Source organism: Desulfoconvexum algidum (genome assembly GCF_055382125.1).
The window spans coordinates 3,323,753-3,346,180 of sequence record NZ_AP042394.1; the positions used below are offsets into that span (position 1 = coordinate 3,323,753).

A 22,428-nucleotide genomic window follows, 5' to 3' on the forward strand; every position below is an offset into this window, starting at 1 on the left:
TTTATTTTCCCTCCTTTCTCAACTGATCCTTTAACAAAGGATGGCCCATCTCTTCGCGCTGGATAAGATAGGCTTTGGAAGCGGCCCGTGCAATATCACGGATCCGTTTGATAAAGCCTGTCCGTTCCGTCACAGAAATTGCTCCCCTTGCATCCAGCAGGTTAAAGGTATGGGAACATTTGAGACCATATTCATAGGCAGGAATCACAAGCCCTTTTTCAATAATCCTGTGGGCCTCTGCCTCATATTTGGTAAACAGGTCAAAGAGAAGATCCACATCGGCTATTTCAAAGTTATAGGTGGACTGCTCCACCTCCTGCTGGTGGTAGACATCCCGATAGGTGATGGTATCGTTCCATTTGAGATCAAACACATTGTCCACCCCCTGCAGATACATGCAGATCCGCTCCAGCCCGTAGGTGAGCTCAACGGGTATGGGGTTTACCTCCACAGATCCTGTCATCTGGAAATAGGTAAACTGGCTGACTTCCATGCCGTCCAGCCATACTTCCCAGCCCAGACCCGAAGCGCCCAGGGTCGGTGATTCCCAGTCATCCTCAACAAATCGTATGTCGTGTTCCAGGGGATCAACCCCCAAAACTTTTAAAGAATCCAGGTACAATTGCTGAATATCAGGGGGAGAGGGTTTCAAGATGACCTGGTATTGATAATAATGCTGAAGTCGGTTGGGGTTTTCACCATACCGGCCGTCGGTGGGTCTTCTTGACGGCTGGACATAGGCCACCTTCCAGGGTTCAGGTCCCAGGGCTTTCAACAGGGTTGTGGGGTGGAACGTACCGGCACCCACTTCCATGTCATAGGATTGTATCAGGACACACCCCTTTTTTGCCCAGAAATTGTTCAGGTTTAAAATAACATCTTGAAAATTCATCTTACTCCCGTTTCTATATATAAGTTGGTTATAAAATTACAATACCGTTTGGATCTATCTTTGTATCCAGAAGCGCTGCGTTTTCAATGGGGTCAAGTAAGCTCTTCCATGCATCTGCCAGCTTGGAAATATTATCTTGTTCTCCAATTGCCCAGAGGCAGCCGCCCCCGCCGGCCCCGGTAAACCTTGCACCGCAATTTAATGCAACAGCCCTTTCAAACAACTTTTTACCGGTGTTGTCAAGGACCTCTGGTGTCATTCCAAGCCTCAGCCGGGTCTCCTTGACCATCAATTGCCCTGCCAGATCGAAGTTTTTAGCCTTTATTGCCAGATAAAATTCTTTTGTAATATCCACAATTTTTTCAAAAACCGCAATGGTTTTTCCTTGAATAAAGGAGTCAACCCATTGTTTATTAATATCTTTTGAGACATGTGGAATACCGCAATAGGCAACAAGGATATGATCATTAAACCCTTCCAAGTCCCTGGCAGTGTCAAAAACCTTCAATTGATTAAATTTCGGTCCAGTTTCTCCCATCTTCCATTCCCAGAGATTTGCCCCGCCAAAGGCAGCGGCGGCCTGGTCCTGAACCCCGCAGGGGACCCCTGCCACAGAAGCTTCAAGGGTGTGGGCCAGCCATACAATTTTTTCCGGCTTTATTTCTTGCCCAAGGGCTGCATAAAAGGCTGATATTAAGGCCACGGCCGCACATGAAGATCCGCCCAGGGCACTTCTCGGAGGAGAACTAGAGTTAATATGGATATGAACCCCATGGGCATTAAAAAAACTTGCCACGGCAAACATCAGTCCCATGGGATGATCAAACCGGACCTGGTCCTGCTTAACCTCAATGGATTCAAATCCCCGGGAAGATACTTTTATCCGGTTTTTGGTCCAGGGGGTGAGGGTAACAAAGGTGCGCAGGTTAAGTGCCATATTAAAACTGGCAGGATTTGTGTGGGCCAGGGGCAAATAAAAGGTAGAAATATCCAAGGTCCCGCCAAAATCCACCCGGCAGGGCACGGATGTTTCTATTGGTTTTTTTTCTAATAGTTGATTAAAATTCATCGTTCCCGTCTCAATTGTCTTAAAAATTTCAAACTCTTGAACTCCCGACCGATGTGGAAGGGAATAAAAGATTCCAAAAGGATTTCTCCTTCCTTGATGGCGAAAAGGGAAGACTTAATCCGGTCTGCCCTATGGAGATCTGCCGTATTGATCCATACAAGCTGTTTTAAGGTCCCCTTTGAAACCCCCATGCCATATCCCGATCCAGATCCAGATCCCGATCCAGATTCTGGTCCTGATTTTTTCTTCAGGCAATTGTGGCAGAGGATTCTGCCTTCCTTAAAATCGAAATAAATATTTTTTTGATGGATATCGTCCACCGGGGTGCTGCAAGTCCCACAGGCTTCAAGGTTGGGATTAAACCCGGAAATTCCCATGAACCGAATTTGAAACAAAAGACTTAGAACCTCCATTCGAATTTCAGACTGGTTTAGCATATCCAAAACAAAAAAGAGCAGGTCATATAATTCGGTTTGTTCTTTTCCCTCTTCGAGCCAGAGGTAAATCAGTTCAACCCAATAACAGGCATAGGTGGTTTTAAAAACATCATACCGGATATTGCCAAATCCGTTTTCAAGGTCGGTCTGGGCAAGAATAATCAAAGCGTCTTTATTCTTTTTGGGAAAGGTACACTGGATATGGTTGACCGAGAATAGATCCAGTGCGCCTGAAAACCGTTTCACACTTTTTTTGGCATTTTTAGCAATCACGCAAATCTTTCCCCGGGACCGGGTCAAAAAGGTAATAATATAATCGTGATCCCCATATTCAATTTTACGCAATAAAATAGCGTCTGTACAAAAATCCGACATGGGTTGCCTATATATCCAGCAGAACTTTTGCGATCATAAAATAACAATACACACTGACAATATCAATGGAAGTGGTCACAAAGGGGCCCGTGGCCACGGCAGGATCTATGTGGAATCGCTCGAAAATCAAGGGAACGGCTGATCCGACAAGTGCCGCAACCGACATGGATACCAGAATGGCAAGCCCGACGGCAAGCGCCAGTGCCCAGGAAAAGGGTTCATTTGTATATGCAAATTTTGCCACAACCCCTATCAAAGTGCCATAGGTCACCCCGAGAATACATCCCACGGCCAGTTCCTTGGTCACCACCCGGGAAAAATCCTGTAGATTGATTCGGCCCATGGCAATCCCCCGGACCACAATGGTGGAACTCTGGGTGCCGATATTTCCCCCCATGCCCATGATAACAGGAATAAAGGCGGCAAGCCCGGCAAATTTCACCAGGGAATCTTCAAACCCGCCAATGATAAAAAAAGCCGCCACCCCGCCAAGGCAACTGGCAAACAACCAGGGCAGCCGGATTCTGGTACCCTTGATAACGGTCTGGGTTTCCACGTATTCATCGCCTACTCCTGCCATTTTCAACATATCTTCAGTGGCAGCTTCATGGAGAATGTCAATGACATCATCCACCGTCACAATGCCCACCATTCGATTCTCGTCATCCACCACCGGTACGGCCAGGTAATCATAGCGGGATACCAGCCGGGCGACTTCTTCCCGGTCGGTATAGGTTTTTGCAGAGACAAGGTCGGTGGCCATGAATTCTTTCAGGGGCTTTTCCGGATGGACCACCACAAGCTGCCTCAAGGAACTGACCCCCACAAGCTTGCCATAGCTGTCAACCACATAGATGTAAAAGGGCATTTCAACATCCAGATATTGATTCTGCAAGGATTCAATGACCTGCTTGGCAGTGACATCTTCTTCCAGGGCGATAAAATCGGTAACCATTATGGAGCCAGCCGTATCCTCTCCATAACTCATCAACTGCTCGACATTGTCAGACTCTTCTTTTTGCATCTTGGCAAGAATCTGATCCGACAATTCTTCATCTAAAAGACCCAAGAGCTCTGCGGCATCATCGGAGGGCATGTGATTAAAAATCACTACCAATTTTTCTATTTCGATATTTTTAACGAACTCAAGGAAAATGGGCTCGTCTAACTTTGAAAAAAGGATACCAATTTGTTCCGGGTCCTTGATGAGCTGAAATAAATTTTGTCGATTAAGGGTTGAAAGCTCATCAAAAACAATGGAAAGATCCGCCATATGGGTCTTGTTGATAATATTTATCAATTGCTTGGTTGCCCCGCGGCGCAACAACCTTTTTATGCTGACCGTCAAAATCAGTATCTGTTCATTTCGCATTGTTTTCCCCTGATAGGTGAATTCTGGTCATGTATCACAGCATATTTTTGATATGGGCATGTGTCTTTAAAGATTCAATCCATTCTTTAAACCGCTTTTCCGCCTGCTCTTTGTATAAAATATTTTCGATCTGATCCCGGGCCTGGTCAAGGGTTTTATTTCCTTCCATAAGAATATCTTCCACAAAGAGAATCTGATATCCCTGGCCCACATAAAGAACAGAGGTATGATCCCCTTTTCCCAGGGCCTGTAGACTTATTTTGATCTCTTCGCTAAAATTATTAATATCAAAGGCCCCCAGATCACCACCGTCTGCTGCGTTGCTGGCAATAGAATGTTCCTTTGCCAATTTTTTAAAAGAGGACAGGTTGCCTATCTTTGGTTCAATTGCCGCAAGATCGGCTTTAGCGTCCATAAGGATATTTCGCAAATGATATTTTTTAACCCCTGTAAAGGCATCCAAGTGGGAATCATAATATGTTTTAATATCAGTATCCGTAATAATTACCTGGGACCTGACTGCCCTGCTGATCAGCCTGGATTGAAGAATTTCTTTCTTCATTTTTGACTGATAATCCTTCAAGGTGAGCCCGTCAGCTGCCAGGGCCGCCTCAAGTTCTTCCGGGTCCATTTTATTGGTTGTCATAAAATTATGAATAGCAGAATCAACATCTTCCTTGGATACCACAATATTATATTTGACAGCCTCCTGAGAACTAAGAGATCTGTCAATCAATTGTTGAAGCACATCTCTTTTAAGGGTTTGGATCAATTCTTGTTTTTTTTCACTGGAATTTTCCGAGGCGTCTATATTGTGTTTATAAGGAAGGATTGCCTTGTTGAGGTCACTGAGGGTAATGATCTCATTGTTGACAACTGCCACAATGCGGTCCACAACTTCAGCAGAAGCAATTGTGCAAATCCCGATGGCCAGTATCAACAATATCCCTATTTTTGTTTTTTTAATCATTTATCTGTCCTTTATTATTTTCCATTTTTATCAAAAACCGGGCCAGGGCCGTCTTGTTAATATCGATAGGATATTGTTTTTTCAACTCCATGATCCATTGGTCGTAATATTCCTGGCTTTTTTCATTTCGAAGATGGGATACCAGTTTCTTTTCATCTGAAACAGCTTCCTGTAGTCGGTGCCGGTTGTAAAAGGAGACAACATCTTCGGGTAAAATTTCAACTTTGTCCTTGAGTTCCTGTTGGATAAATTTGTCGATGACCAGATTGTTTTTAAGGTTTGTTTTCCAATAGGGGTATGAAATAGCATTTTCCAACAGCATTTGTTCAAAACTGTCTTCGGGGTAGTCTTCCCGGTAAAAAGATTCTTTGGCAGCCAGTTCCGAATCACTTACCAGAATATTGCTGTCATGGGCAGCAGCAAGCAGGACGCTTTCCTCGGACAAAATAGAAACAAGATCAAATACCAGTCGATTGTATTTTATTGGATTTTTGTTATAATCATAGGGATAGGCCGAAAGTTTCAGATCAAGTTCTTCGGCAAATTCCACTGGAAGAAGCGTAATCGACCCTGTCTTTATCAGATAATCAGGTGCGGAAGTATCGGGCGGTTCCGTGCAGCCGAAAGTTGCCAATAAAAGCAGCCCCCAGAGAAAAAAAATAAAAATTCGAATTCGATACAGACCCGGCATGCAAGCCTTCCCCTTTAATCTATGTTAAAAAACCACGTTCCCAATAAGGGGGGAACTTTAGCACTCCAGACATTTTTTCGCAAGTCAATTTGGTTGACAATTTTTCATGAAAAAAAGTGGCAGGCCGTCAAATGGGAAGGGTCAGTTTCATTGACAAAAAGCGGGGGTTCTGTTCTCTTACAAATTTCTTGTACATAGCTGCACCGGGTGTTGAAACGACATCCAGGAGGGGGATTTTCAACCGAAGGCACCTCCCCTTTTAAAAGTATTCGTTTTTTATCTGATGTTGGGTCAGGCTTCGGGATAGCAGACAACAAGGCTTTTGTGTAGGGGTGACAGGGGTGGTTATATATGGTTTGTGCCTCGCCGATTTCAACGATTTTCCCCAGATACATCACGGCTATCCTGTCTGAAATATGTCGAACAACAGACAAATCATGGGAGATAAAAATATAGGTCAATCCCATTCGTTCCTGAAGTTCCAGCAAAAGGTTTAAAATCTTGGACTGGACAGAGACATCCAGGGCAGATACAGGTTCATCACAGACGATGATATCGGGTTCCATGCTGATGGCCCTGGCAATGCCGATCCTCTGGCGCTGTCCTCCGGAAAACTCATGGGGGTATTTTGACAGGGCATCGGGTAAAAGCCCCACCTGTTCGATCAAGGTGCCGATGACTGTGTCAAGATCATCCCCTGCATGTCCATGGATTCGATATTTTTCCTCCAGCGTCTGACCCACGGTCTGCCGGGGATCCAGGGACTCAAAGGGATCTTGAAAAATCATCTGGAGGTTTAAGGCAAGCTTTCGCCTCTGGGTAGAATTGAGTTTGGAAACCCTCTGACCACAGGCGACCACTTCGCCATGGGTGAAATCATACATCCCCATGACACACCGTCCCAGAGTCGTTTTACCACAGCCGGACTCGCCAACGATCCCAAGGGTTTCGCCTTTGTTCACCGTAAAGGAAACATCATCCACCGCATATACCCATCCGGTACGGCGAAGGAATACCCCGCCGGTTACCGGAAAATATTTTTTTAAATTTTTAACCTCAATTATGGGCATAGTGTTTCCTTGTCATTGATAAATTTTGGGATGTTCGCCCAGCCAAAAGCAAGGAATTATATACCATGTTCCGTCCCGTAAAAAAACAAATAACCTGAAGGTTACAAAAAATAGGGGGTTACAATATTTGGACACCCGATCAATTTTTAATTGAATTTCTAACCGAACAATAATAAGCTGGCCTTTATTTTTTTATAAACTGCCATAGTTTTCTAATGCCGTTTAAGGATATACCCTTTATGGAATCAAAAAAAGAAGTCATCATCATCGGCGGAGGTGTCATCGGCCTGGCCTGTGCCCACTATTTACTCGAACAAGGCGCAAGCGTCAGAATCATTGAACGGGATGGAATCGGTGATGGTGCCTCCCATGGCAACTGCGGCCTGCTCTATTTCTCAGATTTGATCCCCCTGTGTGCCCCGGGAGCGGTCAGCCATGAAATTTACCGGGCTCTTTGCGGCACCTCCCCCCTTTATATCAAACCCACTCTGGACTTCACACTTTTCACCTGGTTATTAAAATTTGCTGCGCGATGCCGCCCCCGAACAATGCTTCGCACAGCCACACAAAAAAATGAAATACTCCATTATTCCATTGGCCTGTTTGAACAGCTGCTGGCACTTCCGGACCTGGGATGCGATTTTGAACGAACCGGCATTTTAACCATTTGCAACGATCCCAAAAATTTGAATAATTTGAAGGGGAAAAATGATTTTCTAAAGCCGTTTGGCATTGGGTACACACCTCTTGATCGTGACCAGCTGCTGGAACTGGAACCGGCCTTAAAACCAAGTATTGCAGGCGGCTGGCATAGTACGTTTGACTGGCATTTACGGCCGGACATGCTCATGACCGCCTGGAGACAAAACCTGACCCGACGCGGCCTGATTATTGAAGAACATGCAAAACTGCTTGATTTTGAAATCTCGGGCAATACCATTACCCATGCGAATACGGTACAAGGAAAATTTGCGGCAGATACCTTTATACTGGCCACCGGCGCCTGGGCGCCTAGGACAGCCAAACAACTGGGATTGCACCTGCCGGTTCAGCCCGGAAAAGGATACAGCATTACCATGGAACGGCCCGGGATCTGCCCGGGTATGCCCTGTTTCCTCTACGAAAAAAACATGGTGGTTACCCCCTGGACGAGTGGATACCGCTTGGGCGGCACCATGGAGTTTTCAGGATACAGCACCACCTTAAATACCCGTCGCCTGTCAAAGCTTATCAATGGTGCGACCCAATACTTGAAGGATCCAACAGGGCATCCGGTCATTGAGGAATGGGCAGGCTTGAGACCCATGACCTACGATGATATGCCCATCATAGACCGATCCCCCGTACAGGAAAACCTGATCATTGCAACGGGCCACGGCATGCTCGGATTGACCTTGGCAACGGGAACCGGAAAAATTGTGGCAGACATGGTATACGACAAGACCCCGGATATTAATATAGGCCCCTTTGGCCTTGACCGATTTTAACCCATAAAGAAAGGGTTTTGCTGCAATAGTATGTAGCAAAACCCTCGCTTAAAAAATATGCTGAAAATTTTTATTATTGTACGGTCACATTTACTGCCGCCGGTCCTTTCTGACCGTCCTCAACATCAAAAGTCACCCGATCTCCCTCACTCAATGATTTAAAACCAGAAGCGTTAATACCAGAGTGATGAACAAATACGTCCGGACCATCTTCTTGTTCGATAAATCCATAACCCTTTGAATCATTAAACCATTTTACAATCCCATTTGCCATTGTGACGCTCTCCTTACTTTAGGTAAATAATAGTAGTTTCAAACCTCAGGTTCTGCCACTTCAACAAATGGGTCTATCCTTTAGAACGAAACTTAAAAGCCCTTCTCCATTGACTTTTCTGTATATTATTAACTTTTATTTAAAAATCAAGTGTTTTTTTAAAAAAGTTCATTTTTTATTAGAATTGAGTAGTTAAACAAAATGACAAGAGGCTGTTCTCTGGTTTCCAGTGGACCGCTCCAAAGGGGAATTCTGCCGGCAGATTTCCTCAACCAGTGGGCATCTGTCTGCAAACCTACAGCCCGTTGGCATATTCAGTAAAGAGGGGACACTTCCCTTTATGGTGGGCAAAATGGTTTTAGGTTTCTTTGCACGGGAAGGAATGGAGGTTAGAAGACCCTTCGTATAGGGATGCAGGGGATTTTTAAATAAATCCGTCACAGTGGCTGTTTCCGCAATTCTCCCGGCATACATCACCACCGCCTGGTCACAGTTTTCAGCAATAACCCCCAGATCATGGGTGATCAGGATAACCGACATGCCGGTTTGAACCTGCAGGGCTTTGATCAGGTCCAAAATTTGGGCCTGAACCGTCACATCAAGGGCTGTGGTGGGTTCATCGGCAATGAGGATATCTGGTTCACAGGCAAGGGCCATGGCAATCATTACCCGCTGCCGCATCCCCCCGGACAATTGATGGGGATATTTTTTCATGACCTGGACAGGATCCGCAATTCCCACTCGCGCAAGCATTTGAACCGACCGGTTTTCCATATCCGAGGAGGTCATTTGGGGAAAATGCAGCTGATAGACTTCAACCAGCTGTCGCCCCACTGCATGGACCGGGTTTAAGGCCGTCATGGGCTCCTGGAATATCATCGCTATTTTTTTTCCCCGGATCTTCTGCATTTGTTCAATGGGCAGATCCAGAAGATTTTGATCCTTAAACCAGATTTTACCTGAAACAATGCGGGAGACAGGTTTGGGAAGCAGGCGCAGAATACTCAGGGCGGTGACAGATTTTCCGCATCCCGATTCCCCTACAATTCCCAGAATACTTCCCTGATTCATGGTAAAACTGATGTCATCCACTGCATGGATGGGTCCCTGCTCCGTATCAAAGGCCACCACCAAATTTTCCAGCCGCAATATACTCACTTTGCTCTTTTCAGATGTCGTTTGATTCAATTTCTTTTCCTGCCTTCTTTTCCCTGCATTAATTGACAACTTTAATTTTAAATTGCTCATCCACAATGATTTTGGGTTCAAACCCGATTCCCTGGTCCATGGCCTCCAGGGTTTGCTCCCGGATTTTTCTGTCAATCCAGAAAAGTCCCCCCACTGTGGAAGAAAAAGGATCAAACAGACCTTCGGACAATTTGGTGCCATGGAAGTCGGGCAACTGCAACCATCGCCAATATCCTACTCTCACATAGGGCATCATAAAGGTGGGAACGAAGGCGGCGATGTCATGGATTTTATTTTGAATCACAAGGGACAAGCGGACACGCTCCAGTTCATCCAGGCTGGCCCTGTATTGGTCAATCAATGCATCCAGTTCCGGGTCATCTGTATTGGTAATATTATTGGTTTGGGATTTGTGGGCATTATCCGAATGCCACCCCTGCCAATAGGAGGGTCTTGAATTGGTGCTCCAGCCCATCCAGGCCACATCATGTTTCTTTTCAAGAATTTTCTTAAAGGTGGCAGTGGAATCCAATTTTTCCAGGTCAAGCTCAATCCCGGCCTTTAGTGCCTCTTCTTTGAGGACCACAAGCCTGGGCATATATTCCTCAAACCCATAGGTGACGGTTACAGAAAATCGCTGGCCATCTTTTTGCCAGACACCGTCACTGCCCCGTTTCCAACCGGCTTCCCCCATGAGGGACTCCACTCGTCCAATATCATATGTCCTGGGGACGATGGTATAATCCGTGTATTTTCCATATCCGACAAAGGCCTGGGCAAGCCTGAGATAATCACCTCTGAGCACCTTATCAATGACCTTTTCAACGTTCATGGCATGGGCAAAGGCCTCTCGCACCCGCTTGTCTTTGAAAATTTCCTTATCCTGGTTGAGCCACATTCCATGGGAAGGCCGCTGGAGATCATTGTAAAAGCAGATGCGGTTCACATACCCATTTTCAAATACACGGGTCTTTGTTTTATCATGCCAGTATTTGGGCAGGCTCAGACCAAAGGCATCAATGCGGCCTTTTTTAAAATGCTCCCACTGAAGATTAAAATCCCGAATGACCGTATAGAGGACATAATCCACATTAAACCGGTTTTGAAAATAGCGGTTCTTCCTGGCCCACCAGTCTGTTTTTCGTTTGAATTTGATAAACCGGCCTTTTTTAAATTCCTGAATCTGATAGGCACCGGTATTGGGAACAACAGCCCAATTATTATCCTGAATAAATTGGGCTGTCAGGGGATCAAAAAAATGTTCGGGCGTGGGAGAAATTCCCAGTTTTAAATGCAGGTCCGGAACCGCCTTGGTGCTCGTTACCCCAATGGTGTAATCATCAAACACCCTCACAGACTCAATTTCCTTGGCATAATAATCGTTGTACCAGGGGGCAATGATATGCTCGGAGCGCATAAAGGTCAGGGTATAAACATAATCCCAGGCCGTGACCGGAATCCCGTCCGACCATTTTGCCTTTGGGTCCAGTTTGAAATACATGGTTTTTTTGTCTTTCCCAAATGCCCAGTGGGTGGCAAGTTCTGGAATGATGTTTTCCGTATTGGGATGGATATTGATCAAAGACAGCTGATTGTCCAGAATCGCCCCCCGAAATGATCCGTTTGAATCGGGCCCCACCACGCGGAAGGTCATGGGAAAGCTCAGAAGGGCTGATCGGAAGGTTCCTCCTTTTTTAGCATCCGAAGAAGCAAAAACAGGATCAGCCTCATTGGTCAGCCACTCAATATTCTCGGGTAATTTTTCATATACGCGTTTCTTTGGCGCCATAGCGACAGGTTTAGGGCCTATTTCCTGGTTTTCTCTATTTTCCGGGCTGTTACACCCAGAGCAGCAGATCAAAACCAGGACAACTATCAGAACTATACAAAAATGAAACCTTTGGTTTACGCGCATTTTCTCTCCATATTTTATCAGAACACCCAGCATCACCAAGGTTTTTTCCGGTGCAACTTTTCTCATGAGTATTGACAAACCATATCAAATTCCCAAACCAATGATCAATGTTTCTTTTTTAAATTGCTAAAATCAAATTGACAGGGAAGGCTATAAAATCTTGACCCCATAGATGTAATATAATAGCATAGATACCTGAATATGGAACAATATAGGGACCATTGCACAGAGATATGATTATAATATAATATTTTCAAGGATACATAAGTTCATATGGATATTGCCTCTTTTATCGGTATTATTTCCGGCTTATCATTGATAATTTCCGCCATCTTCCTTGGGGGGAATATTTACAACTTCATCAATGTCCCGGGTCTCATGATTGTCTTTGGAGGAACCCTTGCCACCACATTGATCACCTTCCAGTTCAGGGATGTATTTGCCGCCTTTAATGCCGCTTATTTTGTTTTTTCAAAAGACAAGGAGGATCCCAACGATGCCGTGGCCACCATGATTCGCCTCAGCCGCATCAGCCGGAGCCAGGGTCTTTTAAACCTGGCAAAATTTAAAACAAAATCTCTGTTCTTAAAAAAAGCCTGTGGGTTATTGGCCGACGGATCTTCAGAAGAGGTCATCCGGGCTGCCCTTACCACAGAGATCCAATCCCTTCAGATGCGCCATTTTATTGTACAGGATGTATTCCGGAAAATGGGAATTTATGCCCCGGCCTTTGGCATGCTCGGCACATTAATCGGCCTTGTCCAGATGCTCAGTAAGCTCCAGGATCCTGCCAATATCGGTCCTGCCATGGCAACCGCATTATTGACCACCTTTTATGGCTCCTTGTTGTCCACCCTGTTTTTTCTCCCCATAGCAGGCAAACTCAGATCCAGAACCGTTCAAGAAATTATCCATCTTGAAATTATCCGGGAAGGAGCCATCTCCATCATCAACGACAACAACCCGGTTATTATCTATGAGAAATTGTCCAGCTTTATTTCTTCCAGACGACGCAAACCCATGAATCAGATGGGAAAAAAGCTTAAACAATGAAAGACACCTCCTATAACAGCTCATTTATCACCTATGATGATGATGCGACCTGGCTTATTACCTATGCGGATCTGATGACCATCCTACTGGTCTTTTTCGTTCTGCTCTACTCTCTTGCTTTTTTTGAGAAAGAAAAATATGAATCAAGGGTTGAAGTCATGACGCGCCAGCTACAACAAGACCAGGAACCCAAAGGGTCCATGGAAATGTTCAACCTGTCGGGTAATCTGGACCCCAAAATCAGCCTTGAAGATTTTACAGGCCTTCGATCACGGGAAACAGCCCTGTTTAAAAAAATTAACAAGATGGCCCGAAAATCCGACCAGCACAAAAAGATCACCACTCTTTCCAGAAATGGAAAAATCATGATCATCATATCCGGAGAGGCGCTGTTCAGTTCCGGCTCAGCCAGCTTTAATGCCAATGCCTTGCCAAGTTTTGATCAAATGATACAAATATTTGATGAGTATCCCGAATACACCATCAATATTAAAGGGCATACAGATAATATCCCCATTTCAACCCCGGCCTTTCCCTCCAACTGGGAATTGTCTGCCATACGGGCCACAACGGTTTTAAAATACCTGATCTCAAAGGGAATCAGCCCCCAGCGACTTACCGCCACTGGATACGCAGATATCATGCCCCTGGTTCCCAATACCACGGATATTAATAGAAACAAAAACAGGAGGGTCGAATTTGTTCTGGAAAAAACCGAAACAAACTACTGATATCCGAGACCCACTGGAAATAGAAGACCAGCGGGAAACCTTTCGTTATATTTTCAAAGGAGACCTTGGTTTTTCCATGGACTTCAAACAAAAACCGGTACAAGTAATCAATATCAGTGCCGGGGGTATGTCCTTTAGAGATGAGGGATTTACACGATATGATGTTGATCAGATAACCCTTGTTCTTGATATACCCAATTACAGGGGAGAACCCTTTTTTTCAGCCCAGCTCAGAATCCTGGACATCTCCAGCCAGGGCATTTGTCATTGTATTTTTGAAAATTGCACCATTGAAAAGTACGAGATACTCCACAAATATGTGCTTGAAATGCAGAAAAAAGAGATGATAACCAAGTTCAGAAACCAAATGATCAAAAAACAAATGACCAGAAAATAAATGATCAGAAAACAAATGCAATGATCCTTCACATTGACATGGACGCTTTTTTTGCTGCCATTGAACAAAGGGACAACTTAAGTCTTCGAAATAAACCCATCATTGTGGCAGGTAATTCAAAACGAAGCGTCGTGGCCACTGCCAGCTATGAGGCCCGAAAATTTGGGATTCATTCTGCCATGCCGGTTTTTCAGGCCAAACAACGCTGCCCCGAGATTTTCATTGTTCCGGGCAACCGGCATAAATATGCAGCAGAATCCCAAAAAATCATGAACATCATTTCCGGCTTTTCTCCTCTTATGGAACAGGTATCCATTGATGAAGCCTATGTGGATATCCGTGGATGTGAGAAATTATTCGGTCCTCCCGAAGAAATGGCCCAAAAAATCAAGGCAGCCATATTCAAAGCGGTTTCTCTAACTTGTTCAATTGGGATTGCACCGGTCAAATTTTTGGCCAAGATTGCCTCTGACATGGATAAACCCAACGGCATTACCCTTATTCCCCAAGATAAAATGGACACCTTTATTGCCACCCTGCCCATTGCCAAGGTTCCCGGGGTGGGCAAACAAGCCATGAAACTGATGGAGACTTTAAAAATTGTGACCCTGGGAGACATTCACAAACATGACCCTGATTTGCTGAACAAAAAATTGGGTAAAATGGGAAACAGGCTTTATGAACTGTCCCAGGGGATTGACATAGCCCAGGTGGAAAACAATCATACCCGCAAATCAATTTCCAGCGAGACAACCCTCGACCAGGATATTTGTGATATCAATAGTGCCAGACAAGTATTATTGTCCCTCGCCCAACGGGTGGGCCGGGATTTGCGGAAAAAAAAATGGGCCTGCCGCATCGTTTCTATCAAGATTAAATTTTCAGACTTCACCCAGATTACCCGGAGCAAAAAAATCGAACCTTGGATTTATTCTTCTGCTGCCATTTTCAATGAAGCCCTTTCCCTGTATGAGCAGGTGGTGTTAAAGAAAAAAATCCGGCTGTTGGGCGTGGGGGTTTCCCATTTCAGAGAAAAAAATGCACCCATTCAGATGGAGTTGCTCAGCGCGCCCGGTGAACAGCAAAAAAAACAATGGGAATCCGTTGACATGGCAGTGGATTCCATCATGGAAAAATTTGGATCTGATATGGTAAAAAAAGCCTCGTTAGCAACTCCAACCCGAAAAAAACCTAAATAAACAAGAAAAATAAACAAGAAAAATAAACAAGAAAAATAACGGAACAATTAGGGTTGATATCCTTTATATTTTTTAGAATCCCAACTCTTCATTCACAAGAATAATTTTTATCCGACCCTTTAAAAAACATTTTTCCGTAATGCTCCAATAATTACAAATTCTGTCGGGACTTGCACAATCCTGGCAAACGCCTGTTTTTGCACAAGGGGTTTTTTTATTCAGATTTATTGCATTAACCGGGGCTGCATAATTTTTAATCCGGAACATGGCATCTTCAAGATCACAGCAAAGTTTATTCCTTCCGACAATCAAAAGAACATTTTTAGGTCCCCACGTGATGGCTGCCACCCGGTTCCCGATCATATCCAGGTTGACCAAATGTCCAGCTTCGGTAATGGCATTGGTGCCCGTGACAAACAAATCCACCATGAGCGATTTGCGTCGACGTTCCAGCATTTCCTCCATGGACAGGCTCTTGTCAAAGGTATTAATCACCTCAAGGTCCTTGTTACTGTTCAGGGCATGGAAAAGACCCGTGCTGATAAAAGACATGGAACCGCCCCAGGAAACACTTTTGATATCAAGTTTAGGGATAATCTGATCCAATGCAATATCTTTGGCCGCTTGAGCTGTCTGGGCTATAAACACCTCAAACTTATTATTTTCCAAATTTTCTTTAACTGCTTCAAGTTTTAAATTCCAATAGGTATCAATAGGGCTTGTTTTAACGGAATCCGTCATATGAATTTTCCTTAAAATTAAATGTTAATCTCTTTTAAACTCAATTTATACCTATTTTTGCCTTTGCCTTGCAATGATTATTTCTATTTCATAGACGACGAATTCCAAGGAATAATTTAAATATTAATTTCATCCTGCCCTAAAACCATTTTTTTTCTAAGAACGGCTTTATTTTCTTAACGATTTCGTTTCATACCGGGTTTAAAACCATCAAACCATGTTTACTAAGCAAATTTCTCATATTTATAGTGTGTTAACCCTTTTATGCCATTATGATATGGCCGATTTTTCCTTTTTTTAAAGCTATTAGGTCAAAAGAAATTGTGAATAAACCAAATTTTTCTATTGACTTAAATTTAAGATCTTAATATTGATTTAGGTACAATATAAATTGTATTCACTAAATAACTGCGATTTTCCTTCTCACTTAGTAGCACGTTGTTCACTCCTGCCCTGGTTTTTACAGTCTTAACTTAAGAAAAAAAGCTGACCAAGCGCATTAAGCATTTTTTAAAGTAATATAACCAAATTCGAGTTTCATATTAACATCATTTTTTATGGGAAAAGGAGGTGGTACAGCTTTATTATTTATCTGAAAAATATTTATAATTTCAAATAGTTAATAATATAACCCCCCAAAGGAGATGACCAATGAGTAAAAAAGAAGTTGTCGAAACCACAGAGGCTCAAATCGCCGTCCACTGGAAAGAAGAAGAACTCTATTATCCGTCAACAAAATTTATAGGCCAGGCCAACCTGACAGATCCGGATATTTTTGATCGGTTCAGTTTGGACAACTTCCCGGATTGTTTCACAGAATTTGCAGATCTGCTCACCTGGTATAAATCCTGGGATGAAGTTTTAGATTCCAGTGATATCCCCTGTTACAAATGGTTTAAGGGCGGTAAGATCAATGCCAGTTACAATTGTATCGACCGTCATCTGAAAGACAATAAAAATAAAACCGCCATCCACTTTGTCCCAGAACTCGAAGAAGAAAGAGTCGACCATATCACCTACCAGGAACTCTATGTCAGGGTCAATGAGTTTGCCTCTTTGCTCAAAAATTTTGCCGGACTCAAACGGGGAGACCGTGTCACCATCCACATGCCCATGTCAGCCGAGCTGCCCATTACCATGCTGGCCTGTGCAAGACTTGGGGTCATCCATTCTGTGGTATTCGGTGGATTCTCCGCTTCCGCCTGTGCCGACCGGATCGTGGATTCCAATTCACGGGTGCTCATTACCATGGATGCCTATTACCGGTCAGGAAAGCTTCTCAACCACAAACAACACGCCGATGATGCGGCAAGAATATCAGCCGAACAGGGCCAGGTAGTTGACAAGGTTCTCGTGTGGCAGCGGTACCCCGGCAAATATTCCGCAGATACCCCCATGGTTGACGGACGGGATGTCTTTGTCAACGAAGAATTAAAGAATCATTACGGCGCTCGGATTGAACCAGAACAAATGCTGTCCGAAGATCCCTTGTTTTTAATGTATACCAGCGGCACCACGGGAAAACCCAAGGGTTGTCAGCACGGCACCGGCGGCTATCTTGCCTATGTGACGGCCATGTCCAAATATATTCAGGATATTCACCCCGAAGATGTGTATTGGTGTATGGCGGATATCGGCTGGATCACCGGCCATTCCTTCATTGTATACGGACCGCTCGCCCTGTGTGCCTCTTCGGTTATTTACGAGGGCGTCCCCACCTATCCCGATGCAGGCCGCTCCTGGAGGATTGCCCAGGACCTGGATATCAACATTTTCCACACCGCCCCCACCGCCATCCGCGCCCTGAGAAAACTGGGACCGGACGAACCCGCCAAGTACAATTACCACTTTAAACATATGACCACGGTGGGAGAACCCATCGAACCCGCCGTTTGGAAATGGTATGAATCTGCTGTGGGCAAAGGGGAAGCTGCTATTGTCGACACCTGGTGGCAGACGGAAACGGGTGGATTTCTCTGCAGCACAGTCCCTGGCATCCAACCCATGAAACCGGGCAGTGCAGGTCCGGGTGTACCCGGCATCCATCCCTTTATCCTGGATTCAGACGCCAAAGAGATCAAAGAAGTCGGAATTGCCGGTAATATCTGCATCCAGAACCCATGGCCCGGTATGTTCCAGACCATATGGGGGGATCGCCAGCGATTTGTGGACACCTATTTTACCGATATCTGCAGAGATACTTCAAGCAAGGATTGGAGAGACTGGCCCTATCTGGCAGGCGATGCCGCCACCATGGGAGAGGACGGTTATTTCAGGATCCTCGGACGAATTGATGATGTGATCAATGTATCCGGTCACAGGCTTGGCACCAAAGAAATTGAGTCTGCAGCGCTTGTGGTGGATGAAGTGGCTGAAGCTGCCGTTGTGCCCGTGGCCCACGAAATCAAAGGCAAGGAACCAGATCTTTACGTTGCCCTTAAAACAGGGGTTGATCCCACGGAAGCCCTGGCCCGAAAAATTTCCGATGCCATCTGTGAACAAATCGGTAAAATTGCCAAACCCAGAAAGGTTTGGCTGGTGCCGGATATGCCAAAAACCCGTTCCGGTAAGATCATGAGACGGGTATTGGGCGCTATTTCTAATAGAGGCGACGTGGGTAATGTCATGACCCTGGCCAACCCGGAAATTGTTGAAGAAATTAGAACCATGGTTCAAGACAAATAATTCACGCTGATCTAATTTGAGGAGAGATTCATGTCCAATTTGTATGCTGAAGCCCATGAAAAATCAATCCAGGACCCGGAAGGGTTCTGGGGTCCCATTGCAGAAGACTGTTTCTGGTATAAACGCTGGGATAAGGTGCTGGATGATTCCAACAAACCTTTTTATCTTTGGTTTACCGGCGCACAGACCAATACCTGCTACAATGCGGTTGATCTTCATGTGGAGAACGGCCTTGGGGAACAGATGGCCATTATCTATGACAGTCCGGTCACAGACACCATTAAAAAATATACCTATAACGATCTGAAAGAACAGGTTTCCTTGTTTGCAGGGGCCCTTGCCGCCAAAGGCGTGGCAAAAGGTGACAGGGTACTGATCTACATGCCCATGATACCCGAGGCCGCTTTCGCCATGCTGGCATGCGCCAGGATCGGTGCGGTTCATTCGGTGGTCTTTGGCGGATTTGCCCCCAATGAACTGGCAACAAGAATCAATGACGCCAAACCCAAGGTCATTGTGTCTGCCTCCTGCGGCATAGAGGTGAAACGGGTGATTGAATATAAACCCATGCTGGACGAAGCCATCGACATTTCCACAGAAAAGCCGCAAGCCTGCATCATCTTTCAGCGTCCCCAGGCAAAGGCCGCCATGATAGACGGCCGGGATTTTGACTGGGCAGATGTCATGGACGAGGCAGCCCCCCACGATTGTGTACCGGTTATGGCAACCGATCCTTTGTATATTCTCTATACTTCCGGTACTACGGGCGAGCCAAAGGGGATTGTAAGGGACAACGGCGGCCATATGGTGGCATTGAAATGGAGTATGAGTGCCATTTACGGGGTGAACCAGGGGGATGTTTACTGGGCCGCCTCGGACATCGGATGGGTGGTGGGTCATTCCTATATTGTCTACGCGCCGCTGTTAAAAGGGTGCACCACCATCATCTTTGAAGGCAAACCCGTGGGCACCCCGGATGCGTCGGTTTTCTGGAGAATCATTGAAGAACACAAGGTAAAAACCATGTTTACAGCTCCTACGGCCTTCAGAGCCATTAAACGGGAAGATCCACAAGCCAAACTCATGGGTAATTTTGACCTTTCACAATTCAAATATCTTTTCCTGGCCGGGGAAAGAACAGATCCAGATACCCTGTCCTGGGCGGAAAACTCTCTAAAAATACCGGTAATAGACCATTGGTGGCAGACGGAAACTGGTTGGGCCATTGCCGCCAACTGCGTCGGGCTTCATCAGTTTAAGGTTAAACCCGGCTCCCCCACCAAGGCTGCCCCCGGTTGGGACATGGCGGTTCTGGATGGGGATGGGAAACCGGTAGCAAAGGGAGATATCGGGGCCATTGTGGCCAAATTGCCCTTACCGCCGGGAACGCTTCCCACCCTGTGGCATAATGATGAACGGTATAAATCCGCCTATCTGTCCGCCTTCCCGGGATATTATGAAACTTCCGATGCCGGGTATATTGATGAAGACGGCTATGTGTTTGTCATGGCAAGAACCGATGACATTATTAACGTGGCCGGCCACAGGCTGTCCACAGGCGCCATGGAAGAGGCCATCGCAGGGCACCCCGATGTGGCGGAATGTGCGGTCATGGGGGTAGAAGATCAGCTCAAAGGCCAGGTTCCCCTAGGGATGCTGGTTCTCAACGCAGGCGTGGACAGAGATGAAGCCGATGTGGTCAAGGAAGTGATCCAACGAGTCCGGGACCAGATAGGACCGGTTGCTGCCTTTAAAACCGCCACCGTGGTGAAACGGCTTCCCAAAACAAGATCCGGAAAAATTTTACGGGGAACCATGCGGTCCATTGCAGATCAAAAAGAATATAAAGTACCGGCAACAATAGATGATTATGCCATTCTGGATGAAATAGAAGCATCCTTGGGTAAGATCGGATATGGCAAAAAAGCATAAGGTTTGTTCATATAAAACTATATAAATTTAAAGGAGGTGGTGTGGTATGCCCTGATGTCCCTGTTACGAAGATAATTACAGGAAAATCCGATCAACTCAATAAAAGATGATTTAGGAGGAAAATTTTATGGATTCAAAAGTAATGTGGGTGTGGGGATTATTGATAATATACATAGTTTATTGTTTCTGGTGGGGGTTAAAAGGTTTCTTTTCTGAAAAAACCGCATCAGGTTACGGGATTGCAGGTCGTTCCATTCCCTTTATCGCATTTTTGATGGCTGCCACGGCCGCCTCTTTTTCCGGCTGGACATTTGTCGGGCATCCGGGTTTGATCTGGAAGGTAGGGCTGGTATATGCCTTTGCCTCTTTCTATGTATTGACCATTCCCATTACCGGTGCCTTTTTTGCCAAAAGAAACTGGCTCATGGGAAAACGCTACGGGTTTATCACCCCCGGCGATATGTTTGCCTATTACTATAACAACGAACTGGTTCGGTGGCTTACGGTTCTGGCAGCCCTGTTATACTCCATATTTTATTCAGGCATCCAGCTGATTGCCGCATCAAAACTTTTTTACTGGGTGGCTGGCGTGCCTCCGACCATCGGGCTTATCTTCATGGCCTTTATTGTTTGGTTCTATGTGGTCACCGGCGGGTTGAAAGCCAGCACCTGGGTAGGTGTTCTCCAATTTTTGCTCCTGGTCGGCGGTATTTTCTTGTTGGGGCTTTATGTTATCAAGTCCCCCATCATCGGCGGATGGTCCGGCATGACCGCTTCTTTAAAAACACTTGATCCCAAATTAAGCCAGGTTCCCGGGCTGATCCACTTTGGCATTGGCGGCGGGTGGACAGCGGTGATGATCCTCACCTATATGTTTGCCCTCATGGGGATTCAGTCATCTCCTGCCTTTATTCTCTGGAACTTTGGTATTAAATCTCCCAAACCCCTGGCCTGGCAGCAGGTTTTCATGTCCACCTTTGTGGTCGGTCTCTGCCTGTTCTTCTTTTCCGCCTTCCAGGGCATGGGAGCTAAAATACTTGAAATGTCCGGTGAAATGATCATTGCCAACAACGGCGATGTGGTTCCCAAATTGATGACAAAATTTTTGCCAGGCCCAGTTCTCGGTCTTGTATTTCTCGGCGCCATTGCGGCCATTCACTCCACTTCGGCTCCTTATATCGGAACTGGCGGCACCATCCTCCAGCGTGATGTATGGTGGCGGTATGTTAGAAAACAGGGTGGATCCCATTCAGAACAGATCTGGACCAACCGGGTATTTGCCACATTGCTGACATTGGCCGCGGTTGTGGTCAGCCTGACATCATCGGATGCCATTGTTATGATCGGCGGGTTTGCCACCACATTCGGCACCATTATGTACCTGATGCTCGTGGGTGTTCACTGGGGATTTAAATTTCCGAGCACAGGGGCCGCTCTGGGTCTTTTGGCCGGGATTGTTGTTAATATGCTCACCTACTTTGTCTGGAAATACCCGCTGTCCATGCATACCGCCTTCTGGGGTCTTTTTGCAGGCTTTGTTGTGGCCTATGGCTGCCGGGGCTTGGGCATCAAAGACACCCAGGAAACCATTGACCGGCAAAAAGAGGTCAGGGACTGGCTCAACAGTATTGATGGCCCCAGCGAGAAAGGTAAGGTCTGGCGTTCCCGCATGAAAATTATTGTTCCCATCTGGTATTTCTTCGCCCTGGGACCTGGAATTTTACTGGGTAACTCCGCCTTTACCTTCTGCGGATTTCCTGCCATCTGGGCATGGCAGATTGTCTGGTGGATCGTGGGTATTGTGATGATGTGGGCCCTTTGCTTTAAAGCGGAGATGTCCACCACCTCTGAAGAACAGATCAGGCGTGCCGATGTTGAGCTCATGGATGTCACCAAGGAAGCAGATGCCTGATCATAATAACACTTTTTCAAACCTTTTATGGAGGACAT

At 45.6% G+C, this 22,428-nt stretch carries 19 protein-coding genes; 8 read left to right on the forward strand and 11 right to left on the reverse strand.

Features of this window, described 5'->3' with window-relative positions; genetic code table 11:
* Position 1: 1 nt before the first annotated feature.
* The 7 genes from glyQ to ACZ45G_RS15300 form a co-directional block, all read right to left on the reverse strand.
* A complete protein-coding gene (gene glyQ / locus ACZ45G_RS15270; RefSeq protein ID WP_464179600.1) occupies positions 2 to 892 on the reverse strand; it encodes a glycine--tRNA ligase subunit alpha in 891 nt (296 codons plus the stop codon).
* Positions 893 to 920: 28 nt separating this feature from the next.
* Positions 921 to 1,961, reverse strand: coding sequence for a GHMP family kinase ATP-binding protein (locus ACZ45G_RS15275; RefSeq protein ID WP_464179602.1), 1,041 nt, complete (start codon positions 1,959 to 1,961; stop codon positions 921 to 923).
* Positions 1,958 to 2,773 (reverse strand): DNA repair protein RecO, encoded by an 816-nt coding sequence (recO, locus tag ACZ45G_RS15280; RefSeq protein WP_464179604.1) that lies wholly within the window; start codon positions 2,771 to 2,773, stop codon positions 1,958 to 1,960. Before recO ends, ACZ45G_RS15275 begins: the two co-directional genes overlap by 4 nt.
* 7 nt (positions 2,774 to 2,780) lie before the next feature.
* The gene (gene mgtE, locus ACZ45G_RS15285; protein WP_464179606.1) at positions 2,781 to 4,145 is read right to left on the reverse strand and encodes a magnesium transporter; all 1,365 of its coding nucleotides are present in this window, start codon (positions 4,143 to 4,145) and stop codon (positions 2,781 to 2,783) included.
* Between the two features lie 34 nt (positions 4,146 to 4,179).
* Positions 4,180 to 5,115, reverse strand: a complete 936-nt coding sequence (locus tag ACZ45G_RS15290; protein ID WP_464179608.1) for a SurA N-terminal domain-containing protein — start codon at positions 5,113 to 5,115, stop codon at positions 4,180 to 4,182.
* Positions 5,108 to 5,806, reverse strand: a complete 699-nt coding sequence (locus ACZ45G_RS15295; protein ID WP_464179610.1) for a peptidylprolyl isomerase — start codon at positions 5,804 to 5,806, stop codon at positions 5,108 to 5,110. Before ACZ45G_RS15295 ends, ACZ45G_RS15290 begins: the two co-directional genes overlap by 8 nt.
* 104 nt (positions 5,807 to 5,910) lie before the next feature.
* Entirely contained in the window at positions 5,911 to 6,876 is a 966-nt protein-coding gene (locus ACZ45G_RS15300; protein ID WP_464179612.1) for an ABC transporter ATP-binding protein, read from the reverse strand.
* Between the two features lie 239 nt (positions 6,877 to 7,115).
* On the opposite strand from ACZ45G_RS15300, the gene ACZ45G_RS15305 reads away from it, so the two are divergent.
* Positions 7,116 to 8,363 carry an NAD(P)/FAD-dependent oxidoreductase gene (locus ACZ45G_RS15305; RefSeq protein ID WP_464179614.1) on the forward strand — a complete coding sequence of 416 codons (1,248 nt, stop codon included), beginning with the start codon at positions 7,116 to 7,118 and terminating at the stop codon, positions 8,361 to 8,363.
* Positions 8,364 to 8,436: 73 nt separating this feature from the next.
* Here the strand turns inward: ACZ45G_RS15305 and ACZ45G_RS15310 are convergent, their stop codons facing one another.
* The 3 genes from ACZ45G_RS15310 to ACZ45G_RS15320 form a co-directional block, all read right to left on the reverse strand.
* Positions 8,437 to 8,637 (reverse strand): cold-shock protein, encoded by a 201-nt coding sequence (locus tag ACZ45G_RS15310; protein WP_464179616.1) that lies wholly within the window; start codon positions 8,635 to 8,637, stop codon positions 8,437 to 8,439.
* A 192-nt stretch (positions 8,638 to 8,829) separates the two neighbouring features.
* Entirely contained in the window at positions 8,830 to 9,825 is a 996-nt protein-coding gene (locus tag ACZ45G_RS15315) for an ABC transporter ATP-binding protein (protein ID WP_464179618.1), read from the reverse strand.
* A gap of 28 nt (positions 9,826 to 9,853) precedes the next feature.
* Positions 9,854 to 11,740, reverse strand: coding sequence for an extracellular solute-binding protein (locus tag ACZ45G_RS15320; RefSeq protein WP_464179619.1), 1,887 nt, complete (start codon positions 11,738 to 11,740; stop codon positions 9,854 to 9,856).
* A gap of 273 nt (positions 11,741 to 12,013) precedes the next feature.
* Between ACZ45G_RS15320 and ACZ45G_RS15325 the strand changes: the two genes are divergently transcribed.
* Genes ACZ45G_RS15325 through dinB form a run of 4 tightly spaced genes read left to right on the forward strand, consistent with a single transcriptional unit; the run spans position 12,014 to position 15,120 of the window.
* Entirely contained in the window at positions 12,014 to 12,793 is a 780-nt protein-coding gene (locus ACZ45G_RS15325) for a motility protein A (RefSeq protein ID WP_464179621.1), read from the forward strand.
* A complete protein-coding gene (locus tag ACZ45G_RS15330) occupies positions 12,790 to 13,524 on the forward strand; it encodes an OmpA/MotB family protein (RefSeq protein WP_464179623.1) in 735 nt (244 codons plus the stop codon). Before ACZ45G_RS15325 ends, ACZ45G_RS15330 begins: the two co-directional genes overlap by 4 nt.
* The gene (locus ACZ45G_RS15335) at positions 13,493 to 13,921 is read left to right on the forward strand and encodes a PilZ domain-containing protein (protein ID WP_464179625.1); all 429 of its coding nucleotides are present in this window, start codon (positions 13,493 to 13,495) and stop codon (positions 13,919 to 13,921) included. Before ACZ45G_RS15330 ends, ACZ45G_RS15335 begins: the two co-directional genes overlap by 32 nt.
* Before the next feature lie 20 nt (positions 13,922 to 13,941).
* Positions 13,942 to 15,120, forward strand: coding sequence for a DNA polymerase IV (gene dinB / locus ACZ45G_RS15340; RefSeq protein WP_464179627.1), 1,179 nt, complete (start codon positions 13,942 to 13,944; stop codon positions 15,118 to 15,120).
* A 72-nt stretch (positions 15,121 to 15,192) separates the two neighbouring features.
* Here the strand turns inward: dinB and ACZ45G_RS15345 are convergent, their stop codons facing one another.
* Positions 15,193 to 15,861, reverse strand: a complete 669-nt coding sequence (locus ACZ45G_RS15345) for a lactate utilization protein (RefSeq protein WP_464179629.1) — start codon at positions 15,859 to 15,861, stop codon at positions 15,193 to 15,195.
* A 651-nt stretch (positions 15,862 to 16,512) separates the two neighbouring features.
* Here ACZ45G_RS15345 and acs point away from each other — a divergent pair.
* The 3 genes from acs (at position 16,513) to ACZ45G_RS15360 (ending at position 22,390) form a co-directional block, all read left to right on the forward strand.
* Positions 16,513 to 18,546, forward strand: coding sequence for an acetate--CoA ligase (gene acs / locus ACZ45G_RS15350; RefSeq protein WP_464179631.1), 2,034 nt, complete (start codon positions 16,513 to 16,515; stop codon positions 18,544 to 18,546).
* 30 nt (positions 18,547 to 18,576) lie between these two features.
* On the forward strand, positions 18,577 to 20,478 hold the full coding sequence (locus tag ACZ45G_RS15355; protein ID WP_464179633.1) for a propionyl-CoA synthetase: 1,902 nt from the start codon (positions 18,577 to 18,579) through the stop codon (positions 20,476 to 20,478).
* Between the two features lie 127 nt (positions 20,479 to 20,605).
* Positions 20,606 to 22,390, forward strand: a complete 1,785-nt coding sequence (locus ACZ45G_RS15360) for a sodium:solute symporter family protein (protein WP_464179635.1) — start codon at positions 20,606 to 20,608, stop codon at positions 22,388 to 22,390.
* The last annotated feature ends 38 nt before the right edge of the window (positions 22,391 to 22,428 follow it).